This window comes from bacterium (genome assembly GCA_030649055.1).
Lineage (GTDB): Bacteria > Patescibacteriota > Minisyncoccia > UBA6257 > JAUSGH01 > JAUSGH01.
The window spans coordinates 1-22,998 of record JAUSGH010000021.1 but is presented as its reverse complement, the minus strand read 5'-3'; the positions used below and the strand labels follow the sequence as shown (position 1 = coordinate 22,998).

The window sequence follows — 22,998 nt, the reverse complement described above, 5'->3', positions numbered from 1 at the left end:
CGCAAGCTAGAAATGTTTTGTATGTACAAATCATGTTGATTATTAAAAACCAATCGAAGTTGTAGCACAGGGTATGCATCTCACGATTGACACGCGCGTCCTGGGTTACGGTGGACACTCCGGCGTTGAGGAATACGCCGAACACATCATCGGCGGCATTATTGCGCGCGCGCCGCATGATCGCCTGACCTTTTTTCATAATGGCGTCCGCATTGCAAAACTCCCGAGCGCGTGGACAAGCAACCCCAACGCAAGCGTCACCAATTGGCACATACCCAATAAACTATTGGATGTAAGTTTCGGAGCATTCCGTTTTCCTCGCGTTACAAATACCGACGTCGTCTTTAGTCCGCACTTCAATATCATAGAAACAGGTATCTCCCCGCACGTCATCACATTTCACGACCTTTCATTCGTCCATCATCCGGATTTTTTTCCGTTCAGGAAACGGCTCTGGCATTCGGTACAGGCGCCAAAGACGAACGCCGAGCGTGCCGCACACCTCATCGCCGTTTCCGAATACACCAAATATGACCTCGTGACCACATGGAACATTCCAAAGGAAAAGATTTCGGTAATCTACTCCGGCATTGATACGCAATTCCGCCCGATTGCCACTGACGATTCCCTCTTGCGCGAATGGAAAAAGCAAAACAACGTCGCCTTCCCCTACCTCCTCTACCTCGGCACGCTTGAACCGCGCAAAAATATCACCGGAGCGATCCGAGCGTTTAATATATTAAAGGCGTCGCCGCAATTCCGCGATCTGCGCCTCGTACTCGCCGGCGCGCCTGGCTGGCTATACGCGAGTATCGTACGCGAAGCAGCGCACTCACCATACCGACAACACATCATTTTCTGGGGCCCGGTAAAAACCGAGGAACGTGTTTTGCTCTATAATGGAAGTGAGGCATTCGTGTACCCTTCTTTTTTTGAAGGATTCGGATTGCCGCCGTTAGAGGCCCAGGCGTGCGGCATTCCGGCGGTAGTTGCCGACCGCACGGCGCTTCCGGAAATACTTGGGGGTGGCGCGCTATATGTAAATCCGTGGCGCACCGGCGAACTCGCCGACGCCCTCGCTGAAGTCATTACCAATGAAGGACTTCGCCGGACGCTACGCGACAAAGGGCTGGAAAACGCAAAACGTTTTTCTTGGGAACGCGCCGCTGATCAAACCGTGACCGTACTTCGCAATTATGCCGATAGAACCAAAATATAAAAAATTTGCCGACATCATAAAACCGGCGCCTAAAGCGACGTATGCCGCGATGACGGCCCCGGCACCCGCGACGCGTGTCCGCCGACATTCACGCGTCAGGATATTTGCCATTGGAACACTCGCCGTCATTTTTGTCGGCGCCGCGGGATACCTCACCATCATCGCCGAATTGCGGAACGAATTCCTGTCGGCAAAAAAAGATATCGCCGCGAACATGCACGACGTCGGCGCCGCGCTCAAAAGTTTTGACATGAAAAAAGCGAATGAATCGCTCGCGGCGATTACGCGGCAAATTGACACGATGAAATCCCAAGCGCAAAGCGTGGGGATTTTTCAGCTGTTCACGCTCGGTGGAAAACTATTCCCCGTGCTGAACGCCGTGCCGGGTGCCTTAGACGACTTTGTCGCGTTCTCCGGCGCGGCGCTGGGCGTCAGCGAAGAACTTGCCGGCCTGCAGTCAAGCGCGTTTCAGATGATGTTCGGCGGCCGCGGCCATGAACTGGTCACGCGCCTGGACGCGCTTGACCAAAAAATTTCCGCGATGATCACGCTCGCCAACCGCCTGCAGGCGTCAGCGGCAACGGTACGTGTCAGTTTTCCCAGCGACTACCTGGCGCTCATGACGGAACTTTATCGCAATCAAACACTCCTTCAAGGCGCGCGCGAACTGCTCGGCACCGTCACCCCCACACATCTCGCCATACTTTTCCAAAACCCGTCCGAAATGCGGCCGACGGGCGGCTTCATCGGAAGCTATGCCGTGGTGACCATTCAAGACGGCAGCGTAACAAACATTGATGTCCGCGACATCTACGACCCTGATGGCCAGCTCGACATTGCCGTGCTGCCGCCCCGGCCCCTCCAGGCCATCACTGGACGCTGGGGAGCGCGCGACGCGAACTGGTTTTTTGACTTCCCCACCTCCGCCGCGAAAGTCCTCGATTTCCTTGAAAAATCAAAAATATACAGCGAGCGTGGCACAACCTTTGCCGGCGCCATCGCGCTAAACGTCCATCTTATTGAAGACGTATTAACCGTCGTTGGTCCGATTGAACTCGCAGAATATCAAAAAACTGTCACCGCGGAAAATTTTCTCGCTGCAGTGCAAACGGAGGTGGAATCCGGCGCCGACAAAGCCGCGGGAACACCCAAGCGCATTTTAAGCGTGCTCACCCCGATGCTGTTTGAAAGGCTCGCTAGCGCGAGCAGCGACCAAAAACGCGCGCTCACACAAATGCTCCGGGAAAGAGTGAGGCATAAAGATCTCATGATATACGCCGCGGACCGCACTCTTGAGGCGTATATCCAAAACGCAGGCCTCGGCGGCGAACTCTACACCCCCGAAGCGCGCAGCACGGAGGATTATCTCGCCGTTGTTGACACGAACATCGCCGGAGGAAAATCCGACGCATTCATAAACGAGTCCGTGGCGCTCGAAAGCCACATTGACGTCGAGGGACGCGTGATTAACCGCCTCACCGTGACACGCGCGCACACCGGCGCGAACCAAACCGAATGGTGGTACCGCGCTCCGAACAAAAACTTTATCCAAGTACTCACGCCGTTTGAGAGCCGCCTCACAACATTTTCAGGACACGACGGGAAAATCCCCGACGCGCCGCTCGTGCGCCCCAGCTACCTTCGCGACGCCGACGTACAAGCGATTGAACAGTCAGCGGAATGGCTCCCTGAATTCAAAGCACAACAATACACGCAATTCGGCAAAACCACATTCGCGGCATGGCTCACCGTCAATCGCGGCGAGAAAAAAACGCTAGTCGCGGACTACGAACTCGAAAGGCAGCTTGTTCTTGCGTCTGACGTCGGTTACCGCTTTGTGTTTGAGCGTCAATCCGGAACCAACACCAAGTTTTCATATCGCGTCGAAGCGCCGCCGGGATTTATCTGGAAGGAAAACAGCGCTACGACATACACCTTTGAAACCGAAAATCCCGAATCGCGCACCGTGCTTGACCTGACGCTCATGAAATTATAATATAGATACAGCTTCAAAGACATCGGATACGAAAGGAGCGCGTGATGCGAAAGCGCGACGACGATTTGGACATGGCAGAATACAGCCAGGAAATCGGCAAGACGCCGCTACTCTCGGCCGACGATGAACAAACGCTTGCGCGAAAAACGCGGGAGGGCGACTTGCATGCTCGCGAACATCTCATCCGCGCTAATCTGCGGCTTGTGTTCTCCATCGCGAAACACTACCGCGGCAGAGGTTTGCCGTTCTCCGATCTCGTTGAGGAAGGGACGATTGGTCTCATCAAAGCCGTGGAGAAGTTCGACCCTGGGCGCGGGTTCCGGTTCTCAACGTACGGCACATGGTGGGTAAAGCAAACAATCCGCCGGGCGTTGAGCGATCAGGCGCGCATCATCCGGATTCCCTCATTCATGCAGGATCTCTTAGCGAAGTACCGGAAAGCCGTAACGCCGGAGATTGAGAGAATGCGGAATGCCGATGCAAAACGCCACGCAATCCGTAAGCGACTCGCACTGAAGAATCCGCCGGGTGACGAAGCGATTGACGCAATGCTACGGACGCTCCAAGGACCGGCAAAGAAGGCGGTGCTCTGCGCTGACGATCCCGAAGTGCTGGGCGTCGTGGGAGCAACGGAAGATCGGCGGGAATTTGACGCTACCGAGACACTGGAAACGCTCTTGGCTTCCCTCAACGACCGGGAACGCGGTATCCTTAGGTCGCGATTCGGATTGAACGGCGAAGTACCGCAGACGCTCGACGAGATCGGCAAGCAACTCCGCATCACCCGCGAACGCGTACGGCAGATTGAAACGAAGGCGCTCGTAAAGCTCGCGAAGCATGCGAAGCGCAAGAAGCTCTCCGCAAACGACATTGACTAAAAGCCCAAAGACCGCAGCACGACAACAATCGTGTTGCGGTCTTCTATTTTACGTTATGCGCCTGGGAGGAATCGAACTAATTGCCGTCCCGCAATGCGGGACAGTTTTGTATTTTGTGCGCGTAGAAGGGATCGGACTTCTGGCCTGTCGCCTGAGGCGACCGCTCTACCATAGGCGGACAAGTCTACCGAAACAGCTCATAAATCCATGCCCTGCCTTTACCAGTCTTCAAAAACTTCTCCCGCGTCATTGCTTCAGATCGTGAATTGAAACTCTCTTGATGGATAAGAATAAAAGGCTTAGTCAGATGCGTGTAAGTACTTTGCCCGGTATTATGTTCGTAAAGTCGCCGGACAACGTCATTTGTCTGACCAACGTAAAAACGGCCGTTCTTCAAACTGCGAAGAATATAAACATGATACATCGGTGCGCCCTGCAGGGATCGAACCTGCGCTCTTCACAATGTCAATGTGACGCTTTTCCATTAAGCTAAGGGCGCAATTACTTTTTGAATGAACCCACGACCTCGCTCGCACCTTGCATTATCAATAATGCGGTGCGCGTAGAAGGGATCGAACCTTCGACCTCGTCATTATCAGTGACGCGCTCTACCACTGAGCTATACGCGCGAATTTGCTTTTATACAACGTACGGGAACCGGACCTTCGACCTGTCGCCTCAGGCGACCGCTCGGACTTTACCCGCCTCTGGCGGGACTGAGCTATACGCGCAAATCCATATGTAACGTACAGAAATCGGACCTTCGACCTGTCGCCTCAGGCGACCGCTCGGACTTTATCCGCCTCTGGCGGAACTGAGCTATACGCGCTTACGAGACAAAGAAAGATTTTTCCGTGAAATGCTCCTATATCCCCGGGATCTTCAGCTCCTTCATTTTGTCCAGATTAAATCTAACAACCTCCGGCGTTTTTATCAAGTTCGGATTTAACGACCGTCCCAACTCACGCACCAGAAATTGTAGCGTAAAAATAACATAAAGAAGTAGCGCAATTGCGCCGACACTGCCCATGACTCCATAAAACCATTCCTTTTTCCAATATGCCATAACGTTTTTGCTCACTACTTTGTAAACACCCGGCCAAATACCGTCGCATTATAATCACTCAATTTATCCTTCAGAAACTCAAACGAAGTCCAGCCAAGAATATACCGGCTTGACTCCGCGGCGGCAAGAAACGCGACGATATCCGGATACGCCCCTTTCATTTGAAAAGAAAAATCAATCGCGCCCGGTTCCCCGCCTGAAGCAACCGCCTCGGCTCCGAAGGCGGCGGCAAGCCGCACGTTATATTTCTTTGCGATGAGCTCAAACTCCTTCGGGAAGCTGATGAGCTGATCGCGCGATGGTAAAATATTCCCGAGTACGCTAGAGTAGATGCGAGCCCGTTCCGCGTCCGCGCGGAGCGACGCGAGCGTCTGAACCGCTTGCGTGCGGGACACGATCATCTGCCGCAATCCCGCGATCGTCTCAACGCGCCGCGCCATATCAAGACGCAACACCGCGGTAAAAACAACAAACGCCAAAAGGCCCGCCACGGGGATTCCGACATCAATCAATAAAGTTCTTTTTTGAGACGATTCCATTATTTCCATTATATCACGCCCCGTGCTACAACTTCGATCATATGAGACATTGAGAGAAATATGCTTGGATTTTCAACATACCTCATGTTACAAATATACCATCATGAATCACCAAAATAAATCGAAGTTGTAGCACAGGGCACGCCGGAACCCATCTTACATGGACGACTCCTACTATTATAATGCGGTTGCCCTCGCGTGCGGCGGCGATTACGTGAAGATCGCCCGCGCCAAAAAGTCGCGCGCCTCTTGGCAAGACGCGTGGAAAACAAGCACAGAACTGGGCAACATCAATCCGGAGCAGGCATGGGACCAACTGCAAAAACACGGCATCGCCATTTGTATGCGCGAATCCAATGAGTTCCCCGCGCTACTCAATGAAATCCATCACCCGCCGTTCGCACTCTATATAAAAGGAGCTTTGCCGAAGCTTCACGCGCTGGCAATCGTCGGCACACGCAAAGCAACCGCGTCAGGAAGAGCAACCGCGGAGCAGTTCGCGGAGAGCTTGGCGGGCGCCGGCTGGTGTATCACAAGCGGCCTCGCCCTCGGGATTGACGGAGCGGCGCACACCGGCGCGCTTAAGGCAAAAGGCGCTACGGTTGCCGTGCTTGCCTGCGGGTTAGATGAAGTATATCCCTCGGAACACGCATCTCTCGCCGCACGCATCATCACCGAGGGCGGCGCGCTCATCAGTGAATACCCCATAGGCTCCCCCTGCTACCAAGCCCGTTTTTTAGAACGCAACCGTATTGTGAGCGGACTATCGCTTGGAGCCCTTATCATTGAGGCGCCGGAACGGTCCGGCTCAATCGCCACCGCGACGTTCGCGCTTCAACAAAACCGCGACGTCTTTGTTATTCCGGGACCCGTAGGACATCCGAACTTTAGCGGTTCGCACGCATTGATTAAAACAGGCGCGGCGCTGGTCACCACACCGGACGACATCCGCGCCGCGTTCGGCGAAGATGTATCACCGGCAAAAGCAAGCACAGCAAAAGCGGCAGAACTTTCGGGCGACGAAGCGCGTATTTATGAAGCGCTCAAAAACTCGGCAGCAACCGCGACCGTTGACAAACTCAGCGAAATAGTCCAACTTCCTTCTTATGCCGTAAGCCGCGCGCTCACATTTATGCAATTGAAGGGTATAATCAGAGAATGTGACGGGACGTACGAACTTTCATGAAACTTGTAATAGTAGAATCTCCGACAAAAGCAAAAACGATAGGAAAATTTCTCGACGACGACTATGTCGTGGAATCTTCCTACGGCCATATTCGCGATCTTCCGCGAAGCAAGCTCGGCATTGATGTTGAAAAAAACTACACGCCGCAATATTTGGTTCCGCTAAAGTCGCGCGCGACGCTCAAGAAGCTCAAACTGGCGGCGGCAAAAAGCGACGAAATCGTACTCGCGACTGATGAAGACCGCGAAGGAGAGGCAATCGCGTGGCACCTCGCTCAAGCCCTCGGGCTTGACGACAAGAAAACAGGAAAACAAGAAACCAAGAAAACGGAGCGCATTGTTTTTCACGAAATCACAAAGTCCGCGATTGAAGAAGCGCTCACGCACCCGCGCGCACTGGACATGAACCTCGTGAACGCTCAGCAGGCGCGGAGAGTCCTGGACCGGCTTGTCGGTTATAAACTTTCCCCGTTCTTGTGGAAAAAGGTGGCAAAAGGACTCTCGGCCGGACGCGTGCAATCCGTTGCCGTGCGATTAATTATGGAACGCGAGCTGGAAATCCGCGCTTTCAAGCCCGAAGAGTACTGGTCTGTTATCGCACGGCTCACAGCCAAGGACGCGCCGTTTGTCGCCACGCTCGCCTCAATCGGAGATGCACCGATGGAAAAATTCAGCATTCCCAATGAAGCAACCGCAAAAGCGATCTCTGCCGATCTTTCCTCGGCGTCGTTTGCTATTGCCGGCATCACTAAAAAAACGCTGAAGAAAAATCCGCCGCCGCCATTTACCACCAGCACCCTGCAACAGGAAGCGTCAAAGCGGCTCGGCTATTCATCTAAAAAAACAATGCTTCTGGCGCAGCGCCTGTATGAAAATGGTTTCATCACCTACATGCGCACGGATTCGCTGAACCTTTCAAAGGAATCGCTTGTCGCCGCGAAACAATACTTAACGGAAACATTCGGCGCCGCCTACGCCGCCGACGCCCCGCGCGTATTCAAAACAAAATCGCGCCTCGCGCAGGAAGCGCACGAAGCTATCCGCCCCACTAAGCCAGCCGAAACGCCCGACACAATTGCCACCGCCGAAGCGGGTGAGAAAAAACTCTACACGCTTATCTGGCAGCGTTTTTTGGCATCACAAATGCCGCAGGCAACCTTTGACGCGACCGGAATAGAAATCACCGCCGCAACCCCCAAAGGCACAAACGCAAAACAATACACACTGAAAGCCAACGGCACGACACGCCTGTTCGACGGCTATCTGAAAGTTTGGCCGCAGAAGTTTAAGGAAAATGAACTTCCAGTGATTCAGAAAGATTCGGTGCTCGCCCTCCAGGGCATAGACCCCGAACAGCACTTCACTGAACCGCCGCCCCGCTTCAACGAAGCAAGCTTGATTAAAACGCTGGAAGAATTCGGAATCGGTCGCCCATCCACGTACGCCCCGATTATTTCCGTCATCCAGCTCCGTAATTACGTCAAAAAAGAAGAAGGTAAGTTTTTCCCGACGGAAATCGGCGAGCTCGTCAACAAAGTACTCACCGAAAACTTCCCCGAAGTGGTGGACATCGGATTTACGGCAAAGATGGAAGAATCACTGGACAGCGTCGCCGAAGGAAACGAAAAATGGCAAGACCTCATCGGCAGCTTCTACGTGCCGTTCGCAAAAAACCTTGAAACGAAGTACGAAGAAGTGAAAAAAACCATCGCCGATGAGCCGACCAATGAAGTATGCGAAAAATGCGGCAAGCCGATGATCATCAAATTCGGCAGGTTTGGAAAGTTTATGGCATGCTCCGGATTTCCGGAATGCAAAACCACAAAACAATTACCCAAGGATGCGCCGAAAACCATCGGGATGAAATGCCCCGACTGCCTTGCCTCGCCGGAGCGAAAGGACGCGCCGGGCGAAATTGTTGAACGAAAAGTATCCCGCGGCAGAGCGCGAGGAAAAATCTTCTGGGGCTGCGCGAAGTACCCTGCATGCAAATACGCAAGCTGGACCGACCCGAGAAATCCGGAAGCCGATGCCGCGGCGCCAAAAGCAAAAACTCCGGAAGCGGAAGAAGAGCCGGAAAAGGAAGAAGCGGAAAAAGTAGAATAACCAAAATCAAAAAACTCCGGCATCATAGCCGGAGTTTTTTGAAACTTATTTATTCTGATTAAATAAGTTATTTAGCTCTTGAACTGTTTTTTCATCACTCCAAGCAGAGCTGTTTTGAGCGCAATACGTCGCGGAATCAGTGCGGGGACTCCAATTCCTACAAGCATCCACATACGGATCCCCACCCATCGGTCCGCACATGTCGATGAAGTTGCCGGTATTGGCATTCCTCACAAAGTTCACAAAATAGGTATTCGGACCGCCATAGGGAACACGGATAGATCCCGTAATGACCGAGTTGCCGGATGCGTCAACTTCATAAACATCTCTTGATACATTACTGTCGCTTTGGAAGCACGCGCCGTACACAAAACAGCCGTCTCTTCCGGAAAAACGATAGTTATTAATCACGCTGTACCTCGTCTGCAAATCCCACAACGCCTGGTCGCCGCAACCACATTGTGACGATTTTAATCTATCAAGATCATTCTTTGCCTCATCGGCAACGTCCTCAACGGCCTTCCGGATCATTTCTTGCGCAATGCCGTTCGCTGTTCGTACTCCCTCTTGTTTTGCCGCGCCTTTTTCTCCGTCAGCTTGTTCATCAATAAACTTCTGCCGCGCGAGCGCTCCCTTCCGTCCCCCTTCTCTTGAATCCGCCAAAAGTTTCCGATCATTTTCTTGTTGTGCCTTTGCGTTGGCCGCGTCCATTTGATCCTGCTTAAGACCAACTTCCTTCGCTGAATCTGTAATCGCTTTTACCGCTTGAGATAGTTTGTCATATTCCTTCACCGCCGCATCCACGTCGCCCTGATTATTGCTTACAAATCCCAAAATCTGCCTCACCAGTTCATCTGCCACCTTCAACTGCTGCTCTAAAGCAAAAAGCCCGGGATCTTCCGACGAACCATATAAATCCTTATCCATTTGCGCTCCGATGTCCCCCAACAATGCCTTAGCTGGAAGAATCGCGCGATAGACGCTATCCCGCGTGTCGTCTTTTCCGGCCTTAAAAATAGCGGAGAGTGTCGGATCATACTTCTTATACGCCGACGTTGCCGCGCACTGATCCCCGGATTGTTGAGCGGCGGCGATCTTTAACGCTCCATCCAAACCAACGAGCCATTTATCCCGGACGCCACGCAACATATGCGCGCGCAACCCAACCTGAATAACCCCTCTTATGGCGCTCTTGGTTCTCGCTGATATGTCTTTGATCAATTCGTCGGGCGATCTGCTTCCGTCTTGACCCGTACCTCTGACACCCTCATCGTTTTCATAAAACTTGTCGTACAAGTCTTTTAAGGGAGATGCCCCATAAGGATTGGATGTAGTAAGTGAATTAATTTCAGCTTCAGTGGGCGCGCGAAACCCATAAGTGCCGTAAATGTGCTTAATTTGCTGACGCAATATCTGCAATAAAGAATTTTTCGCGATGGTCGTCAAATTAATGAATGTCGCGGCCGTTGATTGACACGCCTTCATTTTTTTCAGTTCTTCAGCCGCGGCTTTTTTTGCGGCAATAACAACCGGATCCTCAGGCGTTTCCGACTCATTAAAATCGCACGCTCTCGCTTCCGCGATAACATTATCCGCGGCTTTCAGTACATTATCTATTTCGTCCTTGTGTTTGCAATATGTTTTCTGAAAAGCATTGAGCGCGTCAAGAATGTTGCTGTAGGATTTAAGCGCGGCGTCTCCCATGGCAAGCGCGTCTTTCAGCGTATACGCGAACAACTGCGTCATTGTTTTATCGGCCGCGTCCGCGATAATCTTCCTTTTCTCCGCATCATCGGCTAATTTAGTTTCCAAAAACTTTTTTGTAATCTTTGACGCGACGTTATCGTATACGCTTGAGAAGTTCATATCGGAACTGTCCGCCCAATCATCCAAAGCGTCTTCAACGATATACTTCGTGATGACTTTTGCGTACGCGGCAAGCGAAACATCAGCGTTTCCGCCGATGAGATCTCCGATCTCTCGCCCGGAAAGCCCCGCATGCTCATACATTCTTCCTTTTTTATGCCGGTAGATAGCACCCCCCGCTTCATCGTTTTCATACGAACTTTCTTCCCGCTGAGATTGTTCCCGTACGATACGATCCTGCGCCACCTGACTTTTCACCATAGTCTCAGAACGCTTTGATCCACTAGTTCTATTTTCTCTCGACGCGTCCTGCTCCGCGTCTGTCCAATTTTTCCGGTCGCCCTCGCTGGTATCGGCATTATAAATATCCAGCTCCCGCTCTTCCTTTTGGATTGCGTCGCGGAGTGGAGGCTTCAAAAAATCATCAACAAGCAGCCGTTTTATTCTTTTATTGACGTCGTTCGGACTATACACACAACTTAATAACGACGTTTTAATGTCGTAAATCAACTCGCTTATTTTTATATTCAGGAAGGTCTGCTGATCAGTCAGGCTGCCAAGATCCGGCGGCGTTACAGAAAGGCGCATCATATCAATGGTTTTTCGCTCAACTTCCTTGAGATACGCAATCGCTTTACTGGGCTGGCCGGAAGGAATCGCGATCGGTACGCCCTGGATAGTAATGGGAGCAAACAACTGGTCGGCCATGTTCGCCAACTCGTCCAAAAAAGGATCCAGCGACTCGCTCTCGCCGGCAGACGGCGGAGTTTCCGCGAATGCCGTGGCGATTCCCGGAATACCCGGCGCTGATTGCGGCGCGACAACCGGACCTTCGGTCCCACGCGCGATCAACATCGGCTGACGCAACGAGGATTGCGTCACCGGCTGAGAAGGAAGAATTCCTTCAAACTGCATCGTGTTCAATAAATCGACGGACGTTTCAATTCCTTTTATTACTGAAATCGCTGCCGCCTGAGATGGCGCCATGGTCAGCACCTGCAGCACATGGTTCATGTGCTCCGCCAGACTGTTCGCGCTAAAAGCGGCTCCGGATTGGAGCCCGCCGAAAATAGCGGGTAACAATCCGCCCATCTCTCCCGCCATTACTTTTGCCAACGGCTCGCCGACCTCCGGATTACTTTTTACGATTTCCGACAAGAACGACTCATTACCCCCGGCCGTCGGAGGGGCGGCAATGGGCGAAAACGTTTGAACATCAAAATTAAGCGTCACTGCCGCGTTTCTCATGTTCTCCTTCACGGGAAAAGAGAAAGTATTAAACCCGTATTCCGGAGCAATGGACGGGGACAACGCGTATCTCAATTTGCTCAGCACCCCTCCCCGCTCAACGCCCACTTTCGCCGCGTCGCGAATCAGACTGCCGGAGGCGATGCCGATGGCAAGCTTGTCGCCGTCAATGCGCGCGTTAATTGTAACCCCGCTCGCCGTCAAAATCGGGCGGAAACTTTTTTTCGGAATTTTCCCCGAAACCATATCCAGCATTGCGTTCATTGTCGCGGCATCCACGCTCAACACAACGCTCAATTTCGGAGCATCCGGAGTTGGGGGCTGCGCGGAAGGTAACTCCGGAGGAGCCGGGGGCAAATTTCCGGCGGGCCGTTGCAATGGTAGCTTCGCATTCCCCGCGGGAGGAATTTGTTGAGGACTTCCCGCGGGAAGCCGCTGCTGAGGCAACTGCGGATTTCCGGCAGGCGGAACCTGCTGGGGATTACCCGCCGGTGGCTGATTCTGCTGCCCTCCCTGCTGCTGTCCACCTTGCTGTTGCGCCGGTGGATTATTCGCCGGAGCGCCGGCCGGCGGGTGATCATCGGCACCAAATTGCGCCGAGGCAACACCGAAAAATAACGCGAATAGCATCGAGCTACCCGTAACAGACACACCAATAAATCTCCTTAAACCGATATTCATAAGATGAACTTCTATATTGTTATTATAGCAGTAATGTTGTAATATTTGTGTGTATAAACTGCGAGCTCCGGAAGCAAGAGGCGTTTATCCGCCTGCTATTGACAAATGATTATACATATGCTATAATTGTCCTATAAGAATCGTACCTGGGCCCTTGTAAGTTTTAGCGAGTTTTCAAGGGCGCGGGAACGAAAATCCGCGAATAGTACCTTTTAGGAGAATTCCGATGAAGAAGCTGCTCGGCATCATGTTGATCATTGCGGTTCTCGTCACCGCGGCCATCGGCGCGAAGTGCGCCATGGCCTTCAGGGACGAGATGAAGTCCCTAAATACGTTTGATGGTGACCCTGGGCTGACGAAAATCGTCGCCCCGGTCAAGTGAGTACGCGACAGGCTCGGTTCCGAATGGAACCGAGCCTGTACTATTTTCATACACCAAACACTTACCTTCGCCGCACACGGAACTTAATCGCATCGCCCACTCGGAGATCTTTAACCGCGACACAAGCATCGCCTTCCGCGGTGAGCGGAACAGTGACGTTTCGGGGAATGAATCCGATTGTCGCCCCGAAAATGAGGGGCTGAAGCATCTCGGTATTCATTGGAGCGGCAAAACAAACACGATTGCCGCTTGCGGCGTCCAAACGAATATCCGGCTGAATTCCGCCGATAGGTTTAAGTCTTGGAATCGCCGATCCCTCCGACAATGCCGAGACTCTGGAAATCACCTGATCGGAAATGCCGATGGAGTACGGGGTTTCTTGAGATCCAACCGACGCGCCAGCCGGGCCCGATACGCCACCGGCGCCAACTCCGCCCTTAGCTCCCGCCCCGCTACCCGGGGCTTGAGACGCGGATGAGCCAAAGATGTTCTTGATAGAATTTCCGATCGCGGAGAAAAATCCTCCGCCAGATGTTCCGCCCACGCCAACTTGCGCTCCGGACGGAATGGGTGGTGCCACACCATCCCCCACGCAAACCGAGGCACCGAGCGGTCCTCCGCACACAACGTATCCTCCACTAACGGTGCCTTGAATGCTATTATTCACTACGGGATATTGATTAGCCGGACGGTCCGAGAGCCGCCGACGAAGCACCGTCATCGCGCCATTCACCACACCCGAGGGGCTGTCCGCGGTACAACGCAGTGTCAATATTTGCGGATCCGCTTCGTCGGGACCGTCCGGATAGAAGTCCACTATAGCGGCGGGTTGGAAGCATGTGGTTCTTGTAGGAGGAGGTGGGGGGGGTGTTCCTTCTTTACAAAATAGAAACAGCGACACTGGCGCACATTCCTCGTCTTGCGTGCACGCACCACCTTCCGCTCTTGGATCAACAGCAAGTATTTCGGGGTACAAGCCGAAAACAGCTTCCGTAAAACTAGTTTCAGACCCAAATCCCTGACTCCAACCCCGAAGTCGACCTATCCAATCGGTTTTCTCGAGCGCCGCAAGCCATTGCAACGGATTAATTTTCTGATACCATGAAAGTTTACTGAAAAAGTCTGGGTCGTAAAGTTCTACTAATTTCGCATTAGCAACATCGAGTGCTTGGGCAAGCACAAATGCATTGGCTATTTCGGAAACAATATCATCCCGCTGTTGATTAAGTTCTTCTACGACACACAGGGGGTTCGTCTTTGCATCTGCCAATTTCGCTTTTGCTTGCCGAATATTGCGAATAGAGTTACCAAGGTTCGTGTTAAAACTTTCGACGTCGTCTAAAAATTTGTCAATTTCCTCTGCCTTAAGATATACCTCTGCCGCACTCGTAATAAGCGTGAGAATAACATTTAATGGACCAAATGTCGCACGAATACCCTTAACCACTGACGATTTGTTAAATCCAAGCGCGGAATAGTTCGCCTTCGGACTCAAGTCCGGCGCCCATTTCCTTATTATGCCCGCCAACGTGCTCTCGCTTTTCGCAAGGATTTTGGTCGCACGCGCCGCTTCTTCCGCCGCCGTAACAGCAGAACACGTTTGAGATGCAACGGCTTTTTCAACTTTCGGCAAAAGTTCATCCAGCGCTTCTGATGCTTTTGCAACTTCTGCATTCCTAGTAAGCAGGTCCTGGCTTGGTGGTAATTTGGACTTTTCTAGAGCCGCGAGTTGAGCATCAATCTCCGCTCGTTCCACAGCAAGAGATTGCTGCAACGCCTGCGCAACGCGTTTTGCGTATTCAGGTCTTACTTTAATAAGATTCTCAATATCGGCAAGCGCATCATCGGGACTCAACCCCCTATAGAGTTTAATGATGTCGTCGGTGCTTTCGGGTATCGTCTGATAAGTCGGCGTTGTGCCGGGCGGACAAGGATCGGGCGCAACCGGCTTATCCGGACAAGGAGTCTCTCCTGATTTCTTAAGTAACTCATGAACTTCTGGCAACTTATTTTTAATGTCATCGTATAGAATTGGCCAAGAATTAAACTCATTCACTGATGTTACTATGGCATCCGCAAGGGCTCGTTCCTCTATTGCCACTGCTGTTTGCAAACTTTTAATGCGCGCTCTTAGGGCCACCGCCCCCGCCTCATCTCCGGCGCGTACAGTATTAGAGAGTTGATCTTGCAATATATCAATCTCTTTATGAGCCTTGATAATCTCCTCCTTCAAGTCCAACAATGGCGCGTTGCCAAATGCCTCAGCTTCCAATCTCCTGGCCGTCTGATTTTCTAATTCTGCCCATTTTTCGGGAGGCACTTTTAAACTTTTGCAAGCGTCGCAACTTGCTAATTCTTCTGGTGTTAACGAAGTGCCGGCTAGTTTAGTTTCTTTGAAACCATAAGGATTTGCTTCAATCAAGTTGGGGGATTGACTCACCATACGAACACGAGCGAAATCCCCCCATGTCGGCGGACGATTCGCGATGCTCGTGAGACGGTCTGCGATCTCGCCGACGCGCAGACCCCGAAGCTTATTCGGGTCAGTGCCAAAGATTTTCGAAAGTGCATCCAAACGCGAGGGATTCTCTCCCAGCACTTTTCGAATTTCAGAACCAATTGACTTTACCAATTTCTTATTAAGCAGATCGGACGCGTCATGAACATGAGCAGGAATCTGATCCATGCCAAGTTCAGCGGCAACCGCGGGTCTCGTATTGTCAATCGCCGTCAACTCGCCGGGGGGCGCATCAGGAAACCGCACGACGTCAATCGGATTCCCCTTCCACCCCTTACATTTCAACGAATCTCGCAAGTAATCGGCATCGTTTGCAAATTTCCCGGCTGTAGCCTCTGCAGAAGGATTTATCCCTGCGTCGATTTGGGTGTACAGAATATCTTTCGTATTAACAAGTTGTACTCCTTGATCTGCGTGTGCGACGCGTGGGAAAAACAAGTACGTCTGCTGCACAATAAAAGCAGCGAGTAACGGCGCAAGCACGAAAGATGGCCAGTACGACTTTAAGGAGAAGTTGTTATCCGCGCTCTTGTCCATAATTTTTCACATATGCGCTGAAATGCTTACTGGCTACTTCCCTAAACCATGGAAGATGTTCCCGACTTTTTGTTCCGGTCTCATTATCGCACTGATAAAAAAGGAGGTATAGATTGAGATTTTCCGGACCGAGATCGACAATGAGATTATCAACAAGCCTGAGCACGCGTTCACCTCCGACTTCGTTTCGCTTGCGCCAAGCGTCGTACGCGGCATCATGTAACTGAATGACTCTCAAAACAGCGTCGTCCTGCGAATACTTTTCAGCAAATCTTCGCGCCAACATCCCGTGCTGATTCTCGTTAATCCTAGGATGCCGAACATCTACTTCGTTCTTGAGTGAGTCATGGATCAGCGCGATGATTCGCAGTTGCGCCCTTTCAAGTTCGGATATGCCGTTCAACTTGTTGATATTCTGCAGAACCTCCGCGATATGAAAAATTACCGCACCCTCGGGGTGTCCGCGTCTCGGCTCGCCCCATCCGGCCCCCTCCTGCCACTCAAGGTCATTGATAATACGCTCTTCCAACGCGCTTTCTGGTTTGACAATCTTGCCGTAATTTATCTCCGCGCCGGGCTTCTCAATAGACTTACCCCCAGCCATCCCTTCTTCCTGTTGTAAATTTTCTTCTTGTTCTCCCATGGGAAATTCTTCCATGTTTCTATAATACCACAAACTGCATACCTGCCAATCAAAAAACGATTAGCTAGGGGCGGCCATACCTACTTCGTCTCTGCCCTCACTTCCATAAGCGACTGGATAATCGCCGCTTTCTTAAGCCAAAGCCGCGCCTCCGCTAACAGCCGCTGCTTTTCACGGAGTACCATTCCCTCCCCTTGAACCACGGACGGTTGCGGGCGCATAATATCCATCGGTTCGTACTCTTGAATTGCCGTCTCTGTCGCGCGCAACTCCACCTCAACTTCCTCCAAATTCTTCACGCCGGCACTCTGCGCCACCTCTACCGCTTTGTCCATCGCAGCAAGCCGCTCCTCTTTTAACACCGCGGATTGATAAAAGGCGGGCTAGAAAGCACGCTCGGAGTGTACGGAAAAACAAAAGCTGTGCAGCAAAAGGCGTTTGAAGATTTACTTAATCTCCTTTGATTTATCAACCGGCTTACCCATCAAAATAACCGCTAAAGACATAAGAATAACCATCCCTACGGGGGTAAAAAAGAAGATATAACCTACGATAAGCCAAAATATGATTTCCATATAATTATTCCTTCTCAAAAACTTTTACCGCTAATCCCGCTGAGCACCAAATAACGAAGAATCCAGCTAATGTGTCTAACATACTCACAGTGTAGCAAATACCCCTTAACTTGTCAACCATGACCTTAGAAGAATCCAAAAGAATAGCCCTAATCCAAAAGTACCTCGCCGACTTCAAAAGTTTTCCCCATTCGTTACGCTCTTTTTTCGCGACTGAAAGCTCCTCGGAAAATTCGGCGAGATTTTGCAGTTCTGACTTTTTACCCTCCGCGACGCGCTCCTGCAATCGTTGAATCTCATCGTCAATCATCCGCATACCTTCAATAACAGCATCCTCAACGCGCCCCGCGCCCGCTGACTCGGATTTCTGCTCCTCCTTTTTCCCTCCAAAATCTTCATTAAGCATGTCCTCTGCCAAATTTTCTATGCCCATATGTATTACGATGCCTCTTGATTTATCTTCGTTATCGTCCTCGTAGCCTCAAAAATCAAACCTCATCTGAAGCTGAAAAGTCCGACCGGGCGCGGGCTGTTTTATGCACGTTCCTTGTAGCGACGAATACGAACCGGCGGGTTGCCCGCTGGTCTTATCAGAGAATCTCAAAAGCTTTTGCGTTCCTTGCGCTATAAAGTCAAAGCAAATGCCGCCCTTATCATCAGTGGATGAACGAACGGTGGCAACCTTTCCGGATTTACCGGTGATATCTCGAGATTTAAATGAGGCATTATCCGAAAATCCGCCGGGGGGGATCGTAAAATTCATGTTCACGTTATATATATTTTTCGGCGCCGCGGGCGACGAAGCGACGCCAAGAAAACCACCGACAGCGCTGGCCGCGTTTTTAATTGCGCTTCCTATTGAGCCAAAGAAACCCGTAGACTGCCCGGATACACTAACCGGACCCGAAGCACCGCCGGTTGGTGCATTACAAACCTTCCCGCTGCCTCCGCTTGACGGACCGACTTCCCAGCAGAGTATCTTCTCATACTCGCACTCCTTATTTCCGTCCGCTCGGAGTTTTTCCGGACAAATCACCGCCATCACTCGGCCTCCGCGGTTTAAAGCTCCGGACACGTTCGCGTACATGCTGGTATTCTGACTGAATCGGTCGTTCGGATAACACGCATCTTTTTGAAAATCCGGAAAATTCGGAGGAAAATCCTTATACCACCCCGACGTTTCATTGTTGCATCCGCTAAGAGTTTCACCGCCAAGATTTTCCCCGAAATTCACCCCGTTTCTCACATCATCAGGGTTAAATACGTAATCCGAAGCAACCCTATAATAGGTAAGCGACGAATTCAGATAATCAAATAAATTGATGTCTGATCCGGATATTTTCCACCTATAATAACCGCCCCTGCCTTGTGTTATTCTCGCACCATTCGCATCATACGTTGACAGTATGACTAATTGACCATTCTCAAAGGTAGGGTGAACTTCATCGGGTATGATCGGGTTTGTTTGGTAATCCGCGGGGGAATAGGTCACCGGATAAAACATCGGTTGACCGCATTGGAAAATCTCAGAGCAGGAAATTTCCGCTGTTGTATAAGCTTGCTTGATATACCCATCCAAATCGATCCCGCTACCCACAAACAATGTGCGGTAGATCCGTTCATCCGTCGCATCAAGGTCATCCCGTAATGCCTTCCGGCCGCCGGGAATCGCGGTTGTCCGGAATTCAAAATATCCCTGCACCCCGCCCCATCGTTCAAACCAAGTTCGATCAATAGAAACGCGGTAAGTTTCCGTAACGCCGTCATAAGACATTACTTCGAACATTCGCTGCGCGGTTTCCGGGTTTACCTTAGACTCGGACAAAAACTTCAAGATTGCGGTGATCTTGTATGCTTGGTTATACGCCTCAAGCTGGCCGACGTATCCGTACAACTGATCAAGTAACTGCTTCACCGAAGCCTGCGGAGTACCCGCGGGATTAGTTCCGCAAATATTCTCTTGCGCTTCCGCGTCAATGGCGCGAAGCAAATCTTTCCAATAGAGTTTTATCTTGCCGACCACGTTCTCTGCCTGAACTTGCATGCTCGTCATCGCAACACCCGAATTGGTAACGTTTTCAATTCTTGCGTTTTCTTCTACTGATGCTGCAATAATATCTTTCGTCGTCCAAGCAATCATTACCGGGATGCCGAAAATCGCGCGAATAACGACTCCGGCGCCCTTTAGCGATCCTTGCAACAACTTCCAACCAATACTTTGGGCGGCTTCGCGTTCCGCGACCCCCAACGCGACTCTCGCTTGCGCCGTCGCCAATCGTTCCGCGACAATAACTTGTTTTGTTTCGCCGATCAGCTGTTTCAACCCCGCCCGAGCTTCGGCGGTTGACTCCCCCGTGGCAGTCGCGGCGCCCAAGTTATCCAGCGCTTCACAAACGCATTGTTCGGTGGCTTTTTGTGCGGCGCGTTGTCTTGCAAGCAACGCCGCCCGATCAAGAGCCTCTTGTTCCGCGACTGCCTCCAACGCTTTCGCCCGCGCGCCTTCCGCAGAACGATAACCCTCGAGCGCTTCATTATACGCGGCTTGCGCCTCCGCGAGATCCGCGATTTGTACCGCCGTCAACTCACTTGTCGCGGTCTGCGCGTTAAGCCGTAGTTGCTGCAACGCCCCATGCCTTTCGGACAAATTCTGCATTGCGATGCTCGTATCTTCAAATGCCGCCTCCAAGGTTATAGACTCGCTGAATATTTTTTCAACCCCTGCGCACTCGCTCGCCCCGGACCCTCCGGAAATCGGCTTCACGTTTCTCAACGCCTTCTGAAATGCCCCGTCCGCAATGTCAAACCTGCGCTTATCCAGCCCAAGCTCATTTTTTGCAGACGCGACCCGATCCTGAAGCTGCTTAATATCGTTCCGCAACTTTTTACTGCCATTGCCAACCGCGACGTCATCGCGATATGTCCAGCCGGTTGCGTCAAGAGCTGCTTGAGCATTCCGTAAACTTAATCCGGACGCCATATAGTCTTTAAACACCAACTCAGCAGCATCCTGGGCATCAAGCGCCGCATCTAACGCTTTCTTGCCGGGACATACCTTGGGAACAGCGCACCCCGACGCTTGTTCAAGAGGATTCTCGGGAGTCCCCGCCGCAGACGCAACATAACGAAAACCAAGCAACGCCACAAACCCCGCGCACAGCAATAAACTCGCGAATACTTTTTTAGAATACAAGGTCGCTAACATGCTTTTATTATACCACTTATACCGTGAAGTCCTGCGTCGGTTCGCTGACGGATTCTCCCTCTTGCGCGGCCGCGTTTTGCGCTCCGGACGCCGCTAATTTTTCCAAAATCCCCCGTAAATCGTCCGGCGAATAAAACTCAATTTCAATTTTGCCGGAGGCACCTTTGCGCTCCAGCCGCACCTTGGTGCCGAAAAACAATTCTAATTGTTGCTGATATGCCTGCGTCTCGGGGTCCATGCCTACCACTTGACGCTCTGCGCCACGCGATGCGCCGTTCATCCGCCCGATGCGATTTTTCAATTCACGCACGCTCAAATTGTTCCGAATAATATCTTCAAACAACGTCTGCTGTTGCATTGGTTCAGCGATAGCAAGCAGCAACCGTCCCTGACTCTCTGAAAGCACGCCCTGCGAAATCGCTTCCTGGATGTTTGACGGAAGCCCCAAAAGCCGCACGGTGTTTGCCACCACCTCCCTGCTTTTGCCGAGCCGCGTTGCCACCTCGCGCTGGGTAAGTCCAAACTGATCTTGCAATTTCGCGTATGCGCGCGCGGTTTCAATGGCGTTTAAATTCGCGCGCTGCAAGTTTTCCACGATTGCCAACTCCAGCTTTTCGCGTTCCTCCGGCACGCGGCGGACAACCACGGGTACTCTTGGCAAGCCCACCATCTTTGACGCCAAAAGCCGCCGTTCACCGGCAATGAGCTGATATTCAACCTCGGTTCCCTGCTCCGTCACGCGTTCAACTTTTGAAACCACAAGCGGCTGGAGAATGCCGAACTCGGCGATGGATGAAGCAAGCTCCCGAAGCTGGACTTCATCAAACACTTTGCGCGGCTGGTACGGGTTCGGCTTAATTTTTTCAACCTCAATATGGAACACCGGTCCGATGATTTTTTCCGAGCCCGCATCAGCATCGTTCGCCACAGACGCGCCAACAACCCGCGCATCATCATCTGACTGCTGGTGTTGCGGCGGTATTAACGATTCAAGTCCTCGGCCTAACATAAATAAAGCATTTAACAATTAACTTTCAACAATTGATACGAAGGCTACGGGGTGCCGTAACACTCCGTTACAGAATCCGCTGGCCACACACTCCACTCGTACAGAGTCGCGCCGTGACACGCGTAGATGGGCTGCCCGACCGGTCCGGAATCGCAACAGCGATATTCCATATTTGCAGAACTGTATGAGCTACAGGTTATTGGACCATCAAACGGATGCTGAAACACGTTGTCGCCGAGACACGTTGCGGTAGCCGGAGATTTTGTCGGAATCGTTTTCTCAACGGGTTTTTCCGCGGGGTTCTCCGGTGGCTTCGCGGGCGGCATCTTCCTTCGCGGTGTCGGCGTTTCTATCGTTTTCTCGCCACAATCAAGCATACACGCGGCGTTAGTATTGTACGGCCCTTTCAATTCTATTTTGTTATCACGCGCTTCGCTCACCTGATCTTTTGTAAGGGCGCGGCATGCTTTTTCCTCAACAAAACACCAGAAGGTAAACTCTCTCTTCGGGTTTTCCGGTTCCACGAGCGGCGTGTAGTCCTCTGTTTCGCCGACTTGAAATGGGTTACGCGTTGTGCCGTCATAATCGCGCAAGCGTACATCGGTGAGCGTCACACGAAGCCAGCCCTCCGTTGCGCGGTCCCACAGCACATCCGATCCATCAACTCCAATCGCGCGCGCATCAACCGTACTGCCCGCGGGAACGGCAATACGCTGATTTTGCACAACCCATTCGTTCGAGCGTTCCCACGCGCCGTTATTGTCGCGGTCAATCAACACGTTCAAAAAATACGGGCGGTTTCTTCCGCGGCCGGTAAAAAAATCAACGATGCGCAAGTACCACGCGCGTTGCTCCGCGGGCAGTGGAGCGGCGGTCGCACGAAATGTTACGGGGTTCTCGCGCACCAATCCGTCATCGCCGAGATCCAAATCGCGAACGCGCGCGTCCCCTTCACTGCCAACAATCACGCCAAGCCATGCGCGCGAAATATCTTTATGCCGCGCGCCGTTGCTTCCGAGAAGTGCTGGGTACGCCGGGTCCGGCGCGTCGCCGAAATCAAACGATGCCGGCTCGGCGGCAAACGCGTACGAAGCGAGCATCGCTACTGACACCGCAACACAAGAAATAAATTTTTTCATGTCTTTTCTTTAATTATGTACTAATTATACTCGAAAATGACTTTTGGTCGATCATCTTCCAAAACCGGGCTTGTCTCAGCCGGCGCGCTCGCCACGACCGGCTCCGGAAGTATGGCAAGTGATGCAACGGGTGTGGTAATCGTCGCGCTACTTTGCACAAGCCGCACCGGCACCCTTACCTCCTGACGGAAGCGATCAATATTCTGCGT

The 22,998-nt window shown here is 51.9% G+C and carries 18 protein-coding genes and 2 tRNA genes; 6 read left to right on the top strand and 14 right to left on the bottom strand.

Annotated features, from left to right (window positions below; all coding sequences use genetic code 11):
- The first annotated feature begins 73 nt into the window (after window positions 1-73).
- The 3 genes from Q7R85_04440 to Q7R85_04430 are packed head-to-tail and all read left to right on the top strand — an operon-like array spanning window position 74 to window position 4,093.
- Window positions 74-1,219, top strand: a complete 1,146-nt coding sequence (locus Q7R85_04440) for a glycosyltransferase family 1 protein (protein ID MDO8585333.1) — start codon at window positions 74-76, stop codon at window positions 1,217-1,219.
- Window positions 1,197-3,215 (top strand): DUF4012 domain-containing protein, encoded by a 2,019-nt coding sequence (locus Q7R85_04435; protein MDO8585332.1) that lies wholly within the window; start codon window positions 1,197-1,199, stop codon window positions 3,213-3,215. The genes Q7R85_04440 and Q7R85_04435 overlap by 23 nt, the downstream gene beginning before the upstream one ends.
- A 44-nt stretch (window positions 3,216-3,259) precedes the next feature.
- Window positions 3,260-4,093: an RNA polymerase sigma factor RpoD/SigA gene (locus Q7R85_04430; GenBank protein MDO8585331.1), complete on the top strand. Its 834-nt coding sequence runs from the start codon at window positions 3,260-3,262 to the stop codon at window positions 4,091-4,093.
- 427 nt (window positions 4,094-4,520) lie between these two features.
- Here the strand turns inward: Q7R85_04430 and Q7R85_04425 are convergent.
- From Q7R85_04425 to Q7R85_04410, 4 genes are all read right to left on the bottom strand, one after another.
- Window positions 4,521-4,592, bottom strand: a tRNA-Val gene (locus Q7R85_04425).
- 58 nt (window positions 4,593-4,650) lie between these two features.
- A tRNA-Ile gene (locus tag Q7R85_04420) sits at window positions 4,651-4,722 on the bottom strand.
- Window positions 4,723-4,958: 236 nt separating this feature from the next.
- Complete coding sequence (locus Q7R85_04415) at window positions 4,959-5,159, bottom strand: hypothetical protein (protein ID MDO8585330.1); 201 nt, start codon at window positions 5,157-5,159, stop codon at window positions 4,959-4,961.
- Window positions 5,160-5,173: 14 nt separating this feature from the next.
- Window positions 5,174-5,698: a hypothetical protein gene (locus tag Q7R85_04410; GenBank protein MDO8585329.1), complete on the bottom strand. Its 525-nt coding sequence runs from the start codon at window positions 5,696-5,698 to the stop codon at window positions 5,174-5,176.
- A 160-nt stretch (window positions 5,699-5,858) separates the two neighbouring features.
- Between Q7R85_04410 and dprA the strand changes: the two genes are divergently transcribed.
- Both dprA and topA read left to right on the top strand, forming a co-directional pair.
- Complete coding sequence (gene dprA / locus Q7R85_04405) at window positions 5,859-6,884, top strand: DNA-processing protein DprA (GenBank protein MDO8585328.1); 1,026 nt, start codon at window positions 5,859-5,861, stop codon at window positions 6,882-6,884.
- The gene (gene topA / locus Q7R85_04400) at window positions 6,881-8,989 is read left to right on the top strand and encodes a type I DNA topoisomerase (GenBank protein ID MDO8585327.1); all 2,109 of its coding nucleotides are present in this window, start codon (window positions 6,881-6,883) and stop codon (window positions 8,987-8,989) included. The genes dprA and topA overlap by 4 nt, the downstream gene beginning before the upstream one ends.
- A gap of 45 nt (window positions 8,990-9,034) precedes the next feature.
- Here topA and Q7R85_04395 read toward each other — a convergent pair whose 3' ends face one another.
- On the bottom strand, window positions 9,035-12,784 hold the full coding sequence (locus tag Q7R85_04395; GenBank protein MDO8585326.1) for a proline-rich domain-containing protein: 3,750 nt from the start codon (window positions 12,782-12,784) through the stop codon (window positions 9,035-9,037).
- A 226-nt stretch (window positions 12,785-13,010) separates the two neighbouring features.
- On the opposite strand from Q7R85_04395, the gene Q7R85_04390 reads away from it, so the two are divergent.
- The gene (locus Q7R85_04390) at window positions 13,011-13,166 is read left to right on the top strand and encodes a hypothetical protein (protein MDO8585325.1); all 156 of its coding nucleotides are present in this window, start codon (window positions 13,011-13,013) and stop codon (window positions 13,164-13,166) included.
- Window positions 13,167-13,227: 61 nt separating this feature from the next.
- On the opposite strand, the gene Q7R85_04385 is transcribed toward Q7R85_04390, so the two are convergent.
- From Q7R85_04385 to Q7R85_04345, 9 genes are all read right to left on the bottom strand, one after another.
- On the bottom strand, window positions 13,228-16,221 hold the full coding sequence (locus Q7R85_04385) for a hypothetical protein (GenBank protein MDO8585324.1): 2,994 nt from the start codon (window positions 16,219-16,221) through the stop codon (window positions 13,228-13,230).
- The gene (locus Q7R85_04380) at window positions 16,202-16,879 is read right to left on the bottom strand and encodes a hypothetical protein (protein ID MDO8585323.1); all 678 of its coding nucleotides are present in this window, start codon (window positions 16,877-16,879) and stop codon (window positions 16,202-16,204) included. The genes Q7R85_04385 and Q7R85_04380 overlap by 20 nt, the downstream gene beginning before the upstream one ends.
- A 65-nt stretch (window positions 16,880-16,944) precedes the next feature.
- A complete protein-coding gene (locus Q7R85_04375; GenBank protein MDO8585322.1) occupies window positions 16,945-17,199 on the bottom strand; it encodes a hypothetical protein in 255 nt (84 codons plus the stop codon).
- Window positions 17,200-17,310: 111 nt separating this feature from the next.
- Window positions 17,311-17,439 (bottom strand): hypothetical protein, encoded by a 129-nt coding sequence (locus tag Q7R85_04370; GenBank protein MDO8585321.1) that lies wholly within the window; start codon window positions 17,437-17,439, stop codon window positions 17,311-17,313.
- Window positions 17,440-17,443: 4 nt separating this feature from the next.
- Window positions 17,444-17,872, bottom strand: a complete 429-nt coding sequence (locus Q7R85_04365; GenBank protein ID MDO8585320.1) for a hypothetical protein — start codon at window positions 17,870-17,872, stop codon at window positions 17,444-17,446.
- A 48-nt stretch (window positions 17,873-17,920) separates the two neighbouring features.
- Window positions 17,921-20,641, bottom strand: coding sequence for a hypothetical protein (locus Q7R85_04360; GenBank protein MDO8585319.1), 2,721 nt, complete (start codon window positions 20,639-20,641; stop codon window positions 17,921-17,923).
- A 16-nt stretch (window positions 20,642-20,657) separates the two neighbouring features.
- Entirely contained in the window at window positions 20,658-21,650 is a 993-nt protein-coding gene (locus Q7R85_04355) for a ParB/RepB/Spo0J family partition protein (protein MDO8585318.1), read from the bottom strand.
- Between the two features lie 44 nt (window positions 21,651-21,694).
- Complete coding sequence (locus tag Q7R85_04350; GenBank protein MDO8585317.1) at window positions 21,695-22,789, bottom strand: hypothetical protein; 1,095 nt, start codon at window positions 22,787-22,789, stop codon at window positions 21,695-21,697.
- A 20-nt stretch (window positions 22,790-22,809) separates the two neighbouring features.
- A partial coding sequence (locus Q7R85_04345; GenBank protein ID MDO8585316.1) for a hypothetical protein occupies window positions 22,810-22,998 on the bottom strand: 189 nt, incomplete at its 5' end.

Excerpts from the sequence above, each read along its gene's own strand:
- Q7R85_04410 (MDO8585329.1), bottom strand. The coding sequence starts at position 5,698 with ATGGAATCGTCTCAAAAAAGAACTTTATTGATTGATGTCGGAATCCCC.
- Q7R85_04430 (MDO8585331.1), top strand. The coding sequence starts at position 3,260 with ATGCGAAAGCGCGACGACGATTTGGACATGGCAGAATACAGCCAGGAA.
- Q7R85_04375 (MDO8585322.1), bottom strand. The coding sequence starts at position 17,199 with ATGGACAAAGCGGTAGAGGTGGCGCAGAGTGCCGGCGTGAAGAATTTG.
- Q7R85_04440 (MDO8585333.1), top strand. The coding sequence starts at position 74 with ATGCATCTCACGATTGACACGCGCGTCCTGGGTTACGGTGGACACTCC.
- Q7R85_04435 (MDO8585332.1), top strand. The coding sequence starts at position 1,197 with ATGCCGATAGAACCAAAATATAAAAAATTTGCCGACATCATAAAACCG.
- Q7R85_04385 (MDO8585324.1), bottom strand. The coding sequence starts at position 16,221 with ATGGACAAGAGCGCGGATAACAACTTCTCCTTAAAGTCGTACTGGCCA.
- Q7R85_04380 (MDO8585323.1), bottom strand. The coding sequence starts at position 16,879 with ATGGAAGAATTTCCCATGGGAGAACAAGAAGAAAATTTACAACAGGAA.
- Q7R85_04370 (MDO8585321.1), bottom strand. The coding sequence starts at position 17,439 with ATGGAAATCATATTTTGGCTTATCGTAGGTTATATCTTCTTTTTTACC.
- dprA (MDO8585328.1), top strand. The coding sequence starts at position 5,859 with ATGGACGACTCCTACTATTATAATGCGGTTGCCCTCGCGTGCGGCGGC.
- Q7R85_04390 (MDO8585325.1), top strand. The coding sequence starts at position 13,011 with ATGAAGAAGCTGCTCGGCATCATGTTGATCATTGCGGTTCTCGTCACC.
- Q7R85_04365 (MDO8585320.1), bottom strand. The coding sequence starts at position 17,872 with ATGGGCATAGAAAATTTGGCAGAGGACATGCTTAATGAAGATTTTGGA.
- topA (MDO8585327.1), top strand. The coding sequence starts at position 6,881 with ATGAAACTTGTAATAGTAGAATCTCCGACAAAAGCAAAAACGATAGGA.
- Q7R85_04355 (MDO8585318.1), bottom strand. The coding sequence starts at position 21,650 with ATGTTAGGCCGAGGACTTGAATCGTTAATACCGCCGCAACACCAGCAG.
- Q7R85_04395 (MDO8585326.1), bottom strand. The coding sequence starts at position 12,784 with ATGAATATCGGTTTAAGGAGATTTATTGGTGTGTCTGTTACGGGTAGC.
- Q7R85_04360 (MDO8585319.1), bottom strand. The coding sequence starts at position 20,641 with ATGTTAGCGACCTTGTATTCTAAAAAAGTATTCGCGAGTTTATTGCTG.
- Q7R85_04350 (MDO8585317.1), bottom strand. The coding sequence starts at position 22,789 with ATGAAAAAATTTATTTCTTGTGTTGCGGTGTCAGTAGCGATGCTCGCT.
- Q7R85_04415 (MDO8585330.1), bottom strand. The coding sequence starts at position 5,159 with ATGGCATATTGGAAAAAGGAATGGTTTTATGGAGTCATGGGCAGTGTC.